Below are 11896 nucleotides of genomic sequence, written 5' to 3' on the forward strand. Positions count from 1 at the left end.
AATGCATCACAAAAATAAATTGGCGTGACATGGGGGTTTTCCCTAGTATTCACCCGTCCACAAGACTTTTCCCTTTCCGAAGGAGTCCGCCATGAGCACTGTTTTCTCTCCCGCCCCCGCTTCGCTGGGCCTGAACGCCGCCGACCGCACCGCCAGCGTCCGCCGCTTCGACGGCGCCCGCGGCCTGGCCGCCATGCTGCTGGCCGCCGCCGTGGCCGCGCTGGTCGTGCTGGCCGACCAGCTCATCGACACCTGGGCCGACGGCCACCTGTTCCTGGGCTGGGTCGCGCTGTGGGTGGTGATCTTCGCCGGCAGCGCGCTGCTGGCCGGCACCGCCCGCCGCATGGCGCGCAGCACCCTGGCCGCGCTGGACAGCTGGTCGCGTTCGCTGGCCGAAGCCCGTGCCGAAGCCCGCCTGTGGGAGCTGGCCAAGCAGGACCCGCGCCTGAAGGCCGAGCTGATGCTGGCTCGCGAGCGCGCCGCCGAAGTGGCCAACACCGCCGCGCCGGAAGCCCCCACCGATTACTCGCAAGCTCTGGCGCCGCTGGGCTTGGTGTCCGACATCGCATCCCCTGCGGTGACCCGTCGCCAGGCGCAGATGGCCATGCGTCGCAACGCCGGCTACCTCCCCTATCTGTGACCCTGCCGGTTCAACACCAGGACATCCGCCATGAGCACCGTGTTTTCGCCCACCCCCGCCTCACTGGGGCTGAACGCCTCTTCGTCTGACCACCGTGTGTCGCTGCGCAGCCGCCTGGACGGCGTGCGCGGCCTGTCCACCCTGCTGATGGCCGCCGCCGTGGCCGCGCTGGTGGTGCTGGCCGAGCGCCTGATGGGCGACTGGGCCGAGCAGCACCAGTTCCTGGCCTGGATGGCGCTGTGGCTGCTGGTCCTGGGCGGAACCGCTGCGGTGTCCGCCCCGGCCAGCGCACTGGCGCGCCGTGCGCGCCAGGCGGTGCAGGACAGCACCGCCGCCATCGCCGAAGCCCGCGCTGAAGTGCGGCTGTGGCAGGCCGCCCGCGCCGACCACCGTGTGATGGCCGACTGCGTGCAGGCCCGCCAGCGCGACCTGGACGACGCAGCGGGCCTGGCTGCCACCTGGGGACGTTTCCCCGAGCACCTGGACGACGGCCGCGGCAACGCCACCCACCTGCGCCACTGCTGAGCACCCGGTGCGCCCGCCACCCGCGGGGGCCAGACGAAAAAAAGCCACCGGTTCGGTGGCTTTTTTGTGCCCGGGCCAATGTGTCCCAGGTGCCTTGCGGCAGGTGGGCAGATCGTGCCCGCCCCGCCCCAGTCATCAGACGGCGGCCAGGCGCTGTTCCAGATCGTTCTTGGTGTCCACCAGCGCTTGGGGCAGGTGGTAGGCCAGCTGTTCGAAGTGGGCGTCGTGCAGCTTGAACTCGTCGGCCCAGGCCGCCTTGTCGATGCTGGTGACCTGTGCGAACTGCTCGGCGCTGAAGTCCAGGCCGGTCCAGTTGATCTCGGCGTAGGCCGGGGCGGTGCCGAACATCGTGGCCTGGCCCTGGGCCTTGCCTTCGATGCGGTCGATCATCCACTTGAGCACGCGCATGTTGTCGCCATAACCCGGCCAGACAAACTTGCCGTCGGCGTTCTTGCGGAACCAGTTCACGCAGAACATCTTGGGCAGCGCAGCGCCGGACTGGGCGACGGTTTCGCCGACATTGAGCCAGTGCTGGAAGTAGTCGCTCATGTTGTAACCGCAGAACGGCAGCATGGCGAACGGGTCGCGGCGCACCACGCCCTGCGCGCCAAAGGCGGCAGCGGTGGTTTCCGAACCCATGGTGGCGGCCATGTACACGCCTTCGGTCCAGCTGCGGGCTTCGGTCACCAGCGGCACGGTGGTGCTGCGGCGGCCGCCGAACAGGAAGGCGTCGATCGCCACACCGGCGGCGTCGTCCCACTGCGGGTCCAGGGCCGGGTTGTTGACGGCGGCGACGGTGAAGCGCGAGTTCGGGTGGGCGGCCTTGGTGCCCTTTTCCTTGGCGATGGCGGGGGTCCAGTCGTTGCCCTGCCAGTCGATCAGGTGGTCCGGCAGCGAGCCGGTGTCCTTCTCCATGCCTTCCCACCACACGTCTCCGTCGTCGGTCAGCGCGACGTTGGTGAAGATCACGTTCTTGTCCAGCGAGCGCATGCAGTTCGGGTTGGTGTGCATGTTGGTGCCGGGGGCGACGCCGAAGTAACCCGCCTCGGGGTTGATGGCGTACATGCGGCCATCGGCGTGGGGCTTGACCCACGCGATGTCGTCACCGATGGTGGTGACCTTCCAGCCGGGGAACGCGCTTTCGGGCGGCACCAGCATGGAGAAGTTGGTCTTGCCACAGGCGCTGGGGAAGGCGGCTGCCACGTGGTACTTCTTGCCCTCGGGGTTGGTCACGCCCAGGATCAGCATGTGCTCGGCCAGCCAGCCCTGCTCGCGGCCCATGTTGGAGGCGATGCGCAGCGCAAAGCACTTCTTGCCCAGCAGCGCGTTGCCGCCGTAGCCCGAGCCGTAGGACCAGATCTCGCGCGTCTCGGGGAAGTGCACGATGTACTTGACCTTGGGATTGCAGGGCCAGCTGGTGGTGTCCTTCTGGCCTTCGGCCAGCGGCGCGCCCACGGTATGCATGCAGGGCACGAAGTCGCCGTCGGCGCCCAGCACGTCGTACACGGCCTTGCCCATGCGGGTCATCAGCTTCTGGTTCACCACCACGTAGGCGCTGTCGGTCAGCTCGATGCCGATGTGGGCGATGTGCGAGCCCAGCGGGCCCATGGAGAACGGCACCACGTACATGGTGCGGCCCTTCATGCAACCGTCGAACAGCGGGTTGAGCGTCTGGCGCATCTCGGCTGGGGCCATCCAGTTGTTGGTGGGGCCGGCATCTTCCTTGTTGGCCGAGCAGATGTAGGTGCGGTCTTCCACGCGGGCCACGTCGGACGGGTCGGTCCAGGCCAGGAACGAGCCCGGGCGCTTGGCGGGGTTCAGTTTCTTGAAGGTGCCGGCGTCGACCAGCTCCTGGCACAGGAGGTCGTATTCGGCCTGGCTGCCGTCGCACCAGTAGACGCTGTCGGGCTTGCACAGGGCCACCATGTCGGCCACCCAGGCGACCAGCTTGGCGTTTTTCACAAAGGCGGGGGCGTTCAGGTTGAGGCCCTGCATCACGGGAGAGTTCATGGATCAGACTCCAGAAGTTTGTAAACCGGCGGGCTCAAGAGACAGCAACAGCCGCTGGCCACAAACAAATGGGCGGGCGGCTGTTTGAAGGTCGCTTGGGCAAACAAAGGCGGTCGGCGCGCGGGGCTGCAAGGCGTTGGCGCTTGCAGCGCAGCTGCCAGAAAGGGGGCGGGTGATCCCCCGGCTCTGGTCCGTGTGTCGGCCTGATCTGTTGATTTTAAAAAAGGCCCCCGTCAGTTACCACACAGTTACATGCAAAAACCGCATAACCTCATGTGGGTATTCGGTGATCCGTGACGCGTTGCGCAACAAAAAAGCCGAAGGCCCCAGCGGGGCCTTCGGCTTGGATACAGGCTGTTGTGCAGCGATCAGGCCATGAACACAGCGATGAAGGCCAGCAGGAAGATCAGCACGGCACCGGCCACGGGCAAGACCACGGGCATCAGGGGAACGATGGACTCCACCACGTCCTGGGGCTGGTCGCTGTGGTTGTGTTGTTGCGGGTGGGACATGGGAAACTCCGGTTCGATGGACAAAAATCAACGCGATTTTAGGCCAGAAGCGCGCCCGCGCGGTCAGCGGGTTTGCCCGGCGCCCGCCGGGTCAGAGCAGGGCGTAGGTGGTGCTGGCGCGGCACACGCTCTTGCCGTCGCCCACCGCCACGATGTCGATCTCGCCGAACACCAGGCTCTTGCCGGCGCGCACCACCCGGGCCGTGACCCGTGCGTCCTGCCCGGCCAGCGGCTTGAGGAAGCTGGTGTTCAGCTGCACCGTGGTCATGGGGCGGTGCGTGCCCAGCTGGGTGACGATGGCCAGCACCATGGCGGTGTCGGCCGCGGCCATCAGCGCCTGGCCGCAGACCATGCCGCCGATGCGCGCGAGCCGGTCGTCGAACGGCAGGCGCAGCGTCACTTCGCCGTCGTCCAGGCGTTCCACGGTCAGGCCCAGGTCCTGCACCCAGGGCGCGAACCAGTCGGCCAGGCAGGCCTGCAGCGTGGCGGGGGTGACGGGCTCGGGCAGCGCGGCGGCGGGTGCGTGGGTCATGGCGTCACATCAGCTGGGACTCAAAGCCGGCGGCGCGCAGCGCCTCGATGACCTGCTGCACGTGCTCGCGTCCGCGCGTTTGCAGCACCAGTTCGACGGCCACGTTCTGCGCCGCCAGCAGCGTGAAGGCGCGCTGGTGGTGCACCTCGTCGATGTTGGCGCCGGCCTCGGCCACCACGCTGGTGATGCGCGCCAGGTTGCCCGGCACGTCGCGTGCATTGACCTGGACGCGCGCCAGCCGCCCGGCGCGCACCATGCCGCGCTCGATGATGGAGGCCAGCAGCAGCGGGTCGATGTTGCCGCCGCACAGCACCAGGCCCACCCGCTGGCCAGCGAACAGCGCGGGGTGCTTGATCAGCGCCGCCAGGCCTGCCGCGCCCGCGCCTTCGACCAGGGTTTTCTCGATTTCCAGCAGCATCACGATAGCCTGCTCGATGTCGCCTTCGTCGACCAGCACCAGGTCGTCCACCCGCTCGCGCACGATGGCCTGCGTGATCTCGCCCGGCGAACCGACGGCGATGCCCTCGGCGATGGTGCTGCTGCCCTGCGGCAGGTGTGTGCCCTTGATGGCGTTGAACATGGCCGGGAAGCGCTCGGTCTGCACGCCCACGACGCGGATGTCGGGTTTGATCGCCTTGGCCGCCGTGGCCATGCCGCCGATCAGGCCGCCGCCGCCGACCGCAATGACCAGCGTGTCCAGGTCCGGCACCGCCTGCAGCATTTCCAGTGCCACCGTGCCCTGGCCGGCGACGATGGCCTCGTCGTCGTAGGGGTGCACGAACACCAGGCCCTGCTGCTGCGCCAGCGCGCGGGCGTGGGCGCGGGCTTCGTCCAGTGTGTCGCCGTGCAGCACCACCTCGGCGCCAAAGCCGCGCGTGCGCTCCACTTTCACGCCGGGCGTGAAGCGCGGCATGACGATGACCGCGCGCAGACCCAGGCGCTGGGCGTGGTAGGCCACGCCCTGGGCGTGGTTGCCCGCGCTCATGGCGACCACGCCGCGCGCGCGCTCGTCGGCCGTCAGCTGGGCCAGCTTGTTGCAGGCGCCGCGTTCCTTGAACGAGGCCGTGTACTGCAGGTTTTCAAACTTCAGGAACACCTGGCAACCCGCGATCTGCGAGAGCGTGCGCGATTCCACACAGGGGGTGTCGAGCACCTGACCTTGCAGGCGGGCGGCGGCGGCTTGGATGTCGGCGAGCTGGAGCATGGCGCGATTGTGAACGCCCGCGGGTGGGCCCTCCTTGCGGGAAAGCCCCTGCATTCCGTCACACCCACCGCATCCACCACTTCCAAGCGCGATCAAGCTGGGGTATGGTCCGCTCACGGTGGGGGTTCCCCCCGTGTCTACCCCCCAGAGGAGGTGTCCGCATGAGCAAACGCCTGTTGCCGCAGCCGACCGAGGGCGTTCCCCGCCCGCCGGGCGAGCCGCGCCACGCGTCGGCGGCGGACGCGCGCATCTTCCTGCCGCCCGGCCTGCGCCAGGCCCCCGTGCTGGACCTGATGTGTTCGCACTTCGTGCTCACGCTCGCAGCCCGCCAGGGCCCGCGCTTCAACGTGCGGCGCGACCTCAACACCCTGCTCGCGCTGGCCGGCCGCCACCTGGTGTGGCCGCACACGGTGCTGGCGCGGGTGCGCGAATTTTTGGGGCGCCGCTGCAAGGACAACGAACTCTGGGGCGGCCACGAAAAACTCACCACGGCCGCGTTCATGGAGCGCTACGGCGTCTGGCGTGGCCCGTACGAAGAGGGCACGCTGTTTTTCTACCTGGACGAATACGCCAAGGAATCGCCCAAGGACCTGCTGTCGGTGCTCTCGGTCACCGGCGAATGGCTGAGCCAGGCGCTCAAGAAGCAAAGCACCCTGGTGGAAAAGAACATCGACGCGCTGGCCAACCTGCTGCAGCTCAACCGGGCCGAACGCGCGCTGCTGCTCGACGGCACGCTGGCGCGCTACCAGCGCGACCTGCGCTCCATCCTGGTGGAGTTCAAGGTCAACAACGCGCCCGAGGCGTATGCGGCCATCGCCGACGTGGCCGGTGTGAAGGCCAGCGAGGTGGGCGAGGCCTTGCGCGCCGGCTCGCGGCTCGAACGCATCGGCATGGTGGAGAACCTGATCTCCGAACACAACATCACCGACCTGGCCGACCTGATGAAGGTCAGCGAAAAGCTGCCGCCGGTGCTGATGCGCGAGTACCGCAGCGAAAGCGAGCTGATGGCGGTGTTCACCCGCCCGGCCGCGCGCTCGGCCCTGACCCCGGCCGACTTCGACTATGTGTCCGACGACGTGTGCCTGCTGGTCGGCCTGCTGCGCGAAGCCGTGGCCCGCAAGGAACCGGGCGTGAACGTGCTGCTGTACGGCCCGCCCGGCACCGGCAAGACCGAGCTGGCGCGCGTGGTCGCCGCCGCCGCCGGGCTGGAACTGTTCGAGGTGGAATACGCCGACCGCGACGGCAATGCGCTCAGCGGCCGCGATCGCTACCGCTCGCTGCAGATCGCGCAGGTGTTCCTCAAGGGCACGGCGCATTCGGCCCTGCTGTTTGACGAGGTAGAGGACGTGTTCCCGCCCATCAGCAGCGAAGCCGCGCAGCTGATGGCGCGCGCCGAGCAGGTCAGCGCGCCGCACAGCCACAGCGTCAGCGGCAAGGCCTGGGTGAACCAGATCCTGGAATCCAACGCCGTGCCCACGCTGTGGGTGACCAACCGCATCGAGCAGATCGATCCGGCCTTCCGCCGCCGCTTCGCCTACCACCTGGAACTCAAGAGCCCGCCGCCCGGCGCGCGCGAGCAGCTCGTACGCAAGACGCTCGAAGGCGTGGCGGTGAGCGACGCGCTGGTGGCGCGACTGACCGCGCGCAAGGGTCTGACGCCGGCGCAGATCCGCACCGCGGTGCGCTTTGCCGGCCTGGCCGCCGCGCCGGCCAAGGGCCCGGGGCGGCGCAAGGCCGCACCGGCGCCCATGCTCGACGACCTCATCGAACGCCAGCTGCGCAACGCCGACCAGGCCCTGGGCCGCCAGCCCGACGCGGCCATCCGGCCGTCGCCCACGCAGTACAGCCTGGACATGCTCAACGTCGAGTCGCGCTACGAGGTGCCGCGCATCGTCACCGCGCTCAAGTCGCGCGGCCACGGCACGCTGTGTTTCCACGGTGCGCCGGGCACCGGCAAGACGGCGCTGGCCGAACACATCGCGCGCGAGCTGGACCGGCCGCTCATGATCCGCCGCGCCAGCGACCTGGTGAGCAAGTTCGTGGGCGAGACCGAGCAGCAGATGGCGGCGATGTTCCGCGAGGCCGAGGCCGAGAAGGCGGTGCTGCTGCTGGACGAGGCCGACAGCTTCCTGCAGGACCGGCGCAACGCCCAGCGCACCTACGAGGTGACCGAGGTCAACGAGATGCTGCAGGGCATGGAGCGCTACAACGGCATCTTTGTCTGCACCACCAACCTGATGGACAGCATCGACCAGGCGGCGCTGCGGCGCTTCACTTTCAAGATCCGCTTCCGGCCGCTCACGCGCGAACAGCGCGAGCGCATGTTCGTGGTCGAGGCGCTCGGCGGTGATGCCGACGCGCTGACCGAGGCGCTGCGTTCACGCCTGGCGAAACTGGAGCAGCTGTGCCCCGGCGACTTCGCGGCCGTCAGACGCCAGATCGAGATCCTGGCCGAGACGCTGACGCCGGACGAATTCCTGGCCCAGCTCGAAGCCGAGCACCGCATCAAGCCCGAGGTGCGGGAAGCGCGGGCGATCGGTTTTCACTGAGCGCCAGCCGCGCGAAGCGGGGCAGCACCGACGCGGCGTCCGGCGTGGGCTGCAGGCGGGCGGCAATGCCCGCCGCGTCCAGACCCTCGTCGGCCAGCAAATCCCCCAGCCCGTCGAGGTAGGCGCGCAGGGCGGCGTCGGAAAACTCCGGGTGGAACTGCACGCCCCAGGCGCGGTCGCCGATGCGGAAAGCGTGGTTCGATTCGTGCGCGCTGCCGGCCAGCCGCACCGCGCCCGGCGGCAGGCGCCGCACCGACTGCCAGTGCACCGCCTGGGCCGGAAAGGTCTCGGGCAGTCCGCCCAGCAGCGGGTCGCTGGCCGCGTGGCGCTGCAGCTCCACCGTCACGGTGCCGATCTCGACCCCCTCGGGGTGGTGCTCCACCTCGCCACCCAGCGCGTGGGCCAGCAGCTGGTGGCCGTAGCAGATGCCCAGCACCGGGGTCTGCTGCTGCACCGCGGCCCGCAGCCAGGGCACCAGGGCCTCGCTCCAGGGTGCGCGTTCGCTGACCATGGCGTGCGAGCCGGTGATGACCACGCCTGCGATCTGGTGGTGCGCCGGCAAGCCCCCACCGGCCACGGCATCGTGCACCTGAACCTGGGCGCCGCCCTCGCGCAGGCCGGCCGCGATCCAGTCCTCGAAGTCCCCCAGGCGCGCGCGGATGGGCGCGTGGGTGGAACCGGTCTTGAGGATGAGGATGGGCAAAGCGGTGGGCATGCCGCGATTCTAGGAAGCCTGCCCCCGTCCGCCGACCGGCCAAAAAAATGCCCGTCACAAGGACGGGCGGAGAGGAGACAAGCGGAAAACAAATGCAATCGGAGTGCAGTGACTGGTCGAGAACGCCGCGGAACTGGCTTTGCCAGGCCGCAGGCGTTGCCCCCTGGGGGGGTGACGCGCGAAGCGCGGCGCGGGGGGGTCAATGCAGCAACGCCATCGGCCCCGAGGGCAGTTCTTCCGGCGAATGGTCCGGGTGGTGGCCGACGAAGAACTGCAGTTTCTGGTCGAGCCGCGCCACGCGTTCGTGCGCCACGTATTCGCAGTGGTGCTTGGAAATCAGGTTGAACAGCTTGCCGCGCAGGAACCACAGGTCCTTGGGGCTCTGGCAGGAAATCAGCGCCGCGTGCAGGCGGGTGCGCTGCGGGTCCTGGATGTCGGCCATCGCGTCGTGGAATTCGTCGACCAGGAAGTCCAGCTCCAGCACCTGGGTGTCGCTGTACTTGGCTTCCTTGGTTTTTTTGAACCAGGGCAGTTTGAAGAACATGAGGGGCTCCCGGGGTGTTCAAAGTCAAAGGGTGCACAGGCAAGGTATTTGCCGGCTTCCCCCATCACTTCGGCCCCCCTCCTGCCCCCTGAAGTAGGAATTCGGGAAAAAATGCACCCGCCCCGACGAACGGTCATCAAGATTTCCGGGGATCAGACGGAGGTGTTCGCCGTCGGCGGTGCGCGCTGTCAGCCGATCAAACGAAAGCACTCACCACGCGCAGCACCTCGGCCCCGTAAGCCTCGCGCTTCTTCTGGCCGATGCCGGAAATGCCGTCCAGATCGGCCAGCGACTGCGGCAGCTGGGCGGCGATGCCGCGCAGCGTCGCATCCGGAAAGATCACGAAGGCCGGCAGGTTGTGTTCCCGGGCCACCTCCATGCGCCAGGCCTTGAGCGCCTCCAGGCATTCGCGTCCCGCCAGCGGCAGCGGCTGGCCGTCGGGCGCCACCGCGTCGCGCGTGGCCTTGCGGCCGCCGCGGGTGCCGCGGCCGGCCTTGCCCTCGCTCACCTGGCGCAGCCAGACCTGGGCCTCGCCCTTGAGGATGGGGCGCGCTCCATCGGTCAGGTGCAGGGTGTTGTAGGGGGCGTCGTCCACGCGCACGGCTTCGCGCGCGATCAGCTGGCGCAGCAGGGCGCGCCACTGCGTTTCCGACAGGTCGGCGCCGATGCCGAAGGTGCTGAGCTTGTCGTGTCCGTACTGCGTGACCTTGTCGGTCACCTTGCCGCGCAGGATGTCCATCAGGTGCCCGGCGCCGAAGGCGGTGCCGCTGGCCTGCTGCACGCGGTAAATGCACGAGAGCATCTTGCGTGCCGCCTCGGTCGCGTCGTTGAGTTCGGGGGGGTGCAGGCAGTTGTCGCAATTGCCGCACTTGACCCCCCACGCTCCGCCGCTGCGCGGGTCGCTGCCCCCCCAAGGGGGTCGCGTTTCGCCTTGGGGCGGCCCGGCGGCGAAACCGTCGGCTGGCTGGCCGTACTGTTCTCCAAAATAAGCGAGCAACCGCACGCGGCGGCAGTCGCTGGCCTCGGCCAAGGCCAGCAGCGCGTCCAGCTTGCCGCGCAGCACCTGCTTGAACTCGTCGCCCGCCGGGCTCTCGTCGATCCTGCGGCGCTGGTTCACCACGTCCTGCAGGCCGTAAACCATCCAGGCGTCGGCCGCCTCCCCGTCGCGGCCGGCGCGGCCGGTCTCCTGGTAGTAGCCCTCGATGTTCTTGGGCATGTCCAGGTGGGCGACAAAGCGCACGTCCGGCTTGTCGATGCCCATGCCAAACGCGATGGTGGCGACCATGATCAGCCCCTCTTCGCGCAGGAAGCGGTCCTGGTGTTTTTGCCGCACCGATGAGTCCAGCCCCGCGTGGTAGGGCAAGGCGTTCAGGCCGTGGTCCACCAGCAGGGCCGCCACTTCTTCCACCCGCTTGCGCGACTGGCAGTAGACGATGCCGGCGTCGTGGCCCTGGGCGTTCATGTGCTCGTCGCGGATGAAGCGCAGCAACTGCTGCGTGCCGTCCTTCTTCTCGACGATGGTGTAGCGGATGTTGGGCCGGTCGAAGCTGCTGACGAAGCGCCGCGCGTCCTGCAGCTGCAGGTGCGTCACGATGTCTTCGCGCGTCAGGTCGTCGGCCGTGGCCGTCAGGGCGATGCGCGGCACGTCGGCGTAGCGTTCGTGCAGCACCACCAGGGCGCGGTACTCGGGGCGGAAGTCGTGGCCCCACTGGCTCACGCAGTGCGCTTCGTCGATGGCGAACAGGCTCAGCAAGCCACGCTCGTGCAGCGAGTCGAGCAGCGCCAGGAAGCGCGGCGTGGTCAGCCGCTCCGGCGCGGCGTAGAGCATGGTGATCTCGCCCTTGAGCAGGCGGCGCTCGATCTGCTGCGCTTCGTCCTGCGTCAGGCTGGAGTTCAAAAACGCGGCGTCCACGCCCGCTTCCAGCAGCGCGCCCACCTGGTCGTGCATCAGCGCGATCAGCGGCGAGACCACGATGCCCACGCCATGCCCCGCGCGCTGGCGCACGATGGCCGGGATCTGGTAACACAGGCTTTTGCCGCCGCCGGTGGGCATCAGCACCAGGGCGTCGCCGCCCTCGCTGACGTGGGTGACGATGCCGGCTTGCGGGCCGCGGAAGGCCTCGTAGCCGAACACCTCCTGCAGCACCGCGGCGCAGGCTTCCAGCGTTTCGCCGGCTTCGGATATGTCGATCATGGGTGCAGCTTCACAACGCCGGTGGCTTGGGGCGCCCGCTGGCGAGGCGCCAGCGCGCAGACAGTGCTGACGCACGGCAAGCGATGGCAACAAAGCCGGCGGGTGGTCCCAAGCCACCGTTCACATCTGTTCCCAGGGCAGGCCGTCATGTCGCCAGCCGTTGAGGCTGCTGCGCTTGAAGTCGTCGTTCAGGTCGCCCTCGAAGCCGTGCAGCACGTGTAACACCTCGGCAAAGCCGGCCGCCTCCAGGGCGGCGCCCGCGTCCAGCGTGCGCTTGCCGCTGCGGCAGATCAGCAGCAGCGGCCGCGCCTTGTCGCCGGCCTCGCGTTCCACCGCGGTGGCAAAGGCCTGCGGGTCGGCGGTCAGGTCCGGGTACTCGTACCAGGCCACGTGCACCACGCCGGGCGGGCGGCCCACGTAGAGCGACTCGATCTCCATGCGCACGTCCACGAACAGCGGCGGCTCCAGGCC

General features: G+C 68.7%; 11 protein-coding genes. 3 read left to right on the top strand and 8 right to left on the bottom strand.

Translation table 11 applies throughout. The annotated features are described in order from the left end of the window. Positions 1-91 precede the first annotated feature (91 nt). Positions 92-640 carry a hypothetical protein gene (locus ACR2JA_RS03175; RefSeq protein ID WP_434007669.1) on the top strand — a complete coding sequence of 183 codons (549 nt, stop codon included), beginning with the start codon at positions 92-94 and terminating at the stop codon, positions 638-640. A 30-nt stretch (positions 641-670) separates the two neighbouring features. Next, complete coding sequence (locus ACR2JA_RS03180; RefSeq protein ID WP_434007670.1) at positions 671-1165, top strand: hypothetical protein; 495 nt, start codon at positions 671-673, stop codon at positions 1163-1165. 135 nt (positions 1166-1300) lie between these two features. On the opposite strand, the gene ACR2JA_RS03185 is transcribed toward ACR2JA_RS03180, so the two are convergent. The 4 genes from ACR2JA_RS03185 to ACR2JA_RS03200 form a co-directional block, all read right to left on the bottom strand. After that, entirely contained in the window at positions 1301-3175 is a 1875-nt protein-coding gene (locus ACR2JA_RS03185; RefSeq protein ID WP_434007671.1) for a phosphoenolpyruvate carboxykinase (GTP), read from the bottom strand. A gap of 368 nt (positions 3176-3543) precedes the next feature. Further along, entirely contained in the window at positions 3544-3687 is a 144-nt protein-coding gene (locus ACR2JA_RS03190; RefSeq protein ID WP_434007672.1) for a hypothetical protein, read from the bottom strand. A gap of 91 nt (positions 3688-3778) precedes the next feature. Further along, positions 3779-4219 (bottom strand): PaaI family thioesterase, encoded by a 441-nt coding sequence (locus ACR2JA_RS03195; protein ID WP_434007673.1) that lies wholly within the window; start codon positions 4217-4219, stop codon positions 3779-3781. Positions 4220-4223: 4 nt separating this feature from the next. Next, the gene (locus ACR2JA_RS03200; protein ID WP_434007674.1) at positions 4224-5423 is read right to left on the bottom strand and encodes a threonine ammonia-lyase; all 1200 of its coding nucleotides are present in this window, start codon (positions 5421-5423) and stop codon (positions 4224-4226) included. A 161-nt stretch (positions 5424-5584) separates the two neighbouring features. Between ACR2JA_RS03200 and ACR2JA_RS03205 the strand changes: the two genes are divergently transcribed. Beyond that, positions 5585-7972, top strand: a complete 2388-nt coding sequence (locus tag ACR2JA_RS03205; protein ID WP_434007675.1) for an ATP-binding protein — start codon at positions 5585-5587, stop codon at positions 7970-7972. On the opposite strand, the gene ACR2JA_RS03210 is transcribed toward ACR2JA_RS03205, so the two are convergent. The 4 genes from ACR2JA_RS03210 to ACR2JA_RS03225 form a co-directional block, all read right to left on the bottom strand. Then, positions 7929-8687: a glutamine amidotransferase gene (locus ACR2JA_RS03210; RefSeq protein WP_434007676.1), complete on the bottom strand. Its 759-nt coding sequence runs from the start codon at positions 8685-8687 to the stop codon at positions 7929-7931. The two genes, ACR2JA_RS03205 and ACR2JA_RS03210, sit on opposite strands and share 44 nt — an antisense overlap. 199 nt (positions 8688-8886) lie before the next feature. Then, on the bottom strand, positions 8887-9231 hold the full coding sequence (locus tag ACR2JA_RS03215) for a hypothetical protein (RefSeq protein ID WP_434007677.1): 345 nt from the start codon (positions 9229-9231) through the stop codon (positions 8887-8889). Positions 9232-9427: 196 nt separating this feature from the next. After that, positions 9428-11425 carry a RecQ family ATP-dependent DNA helicase gene (locus ACR2JA_RS03220; RefSeq protein ID WP_434007678.1) on the bottom strand — a complete coding sequence of 666 codons (1998 nt, stop codon included), beginning with the start codon at positions 11423-11425 and terminating at the stop codon, positions 9428-9430. Between the two features lie 120 nt (positions 11426-11545). Further along, positions 11546-11893 carry a rhodanese-like domain-containing protein gene (locus ACR2JA_RS03225; protein ID WP_434007679.1) on the bottom strand — a complete coding sequence of 116 codons (348 nt, stop codon included), beginning with the start codon at positions 11891-11893 and terminating at the stop codon, positions 11546-11548. Positions 11894-11896: the final 3 nt, after the last annotated feature.

Source organism: Hydrogenophaga sp., from assembly GCF_051007235.1.
Lineage (GTDB): Bacteria > Pseudomonadota > Gammaproteobacteria > Burkholderiales > Burkholderiaceae_C > Hydrogenophaga.

Bases quoted from the DNA above. Each gene is read 5' to 3' on its own strand.
- ACR2JA_RS03175 (WP_434007669.1), top strand. From the start codon at position 92: ATGAGCACTGTTTTCTCTCCCGCCCCCGCTTCGCTGGGCCTGAACGCC.
- ACR2JA_RS03180 (WP_434007670.1), top strand. From the start codon at position 671: ATGAGCACCGTGTTTTCGCCCACCCCCGCCTCACTGGGGCTGAACGCC.
- ACR2JA_RS03185 (WP_434007671.1), bottom strand. From the start codon at position 3,175: ATGAACTCTCCCGTGATGCAGGGCCTCAACCTGAACGCCCCCGCCTTT.
- ACR2JA_RS03190 (WP_434007672.1), bottom strand. From the start codon at position 3,687: ATGTCCCACCCGCAACAACACAACCACAGCGACCAGCCCCAGGACGTG.
- ACR2JA_RS03195 (WP_434007673.1), bottom strand. From the start codon at position 4,219: ATGACCCACGCACCCGCCGCCGCGCTGCCCGAGCCCGTCACCCCCGCC.
- ACR2JA_RS03200 (WP_434007674.1), bottom strand. From the start codon at position 5,423: ATGCTCCAGCTCGCCGACATCCAAGCCGCCGCCGCCCGCCTGCAAGGT.
- ACR2JA_RS03205 (WP_434007675.1), top strand. From the start codon at position 5,585: ATGAGCAAACGCCTGTTGCCGCAGCCGACCGAGGGCGTTCCCCGCCCG.
- ACR2JA_RS03210 (WP_434007676.1), bottom strand. From the start codon at position 8,687: ATGCCCACCGCTTTGCCCATCCTCATCCTCAAGACCGGTTCCACCCAC.
- ACR2JA_RS03215 (WP_434007677.1), bottom strand. From the start codon at position 9,231: ATGTTCTTCAAACTGCCCTGGTTCAAAAAAACCAAGGAAGCCAAGTAC.
- ACR2JA_RS03220 (WP_434007678.1), bottom strand. From the start codon at position 11,425: ATGATCGACATATCCGAAGCCGGCGAAACGCTGGAAGCCTGCGCCGCG.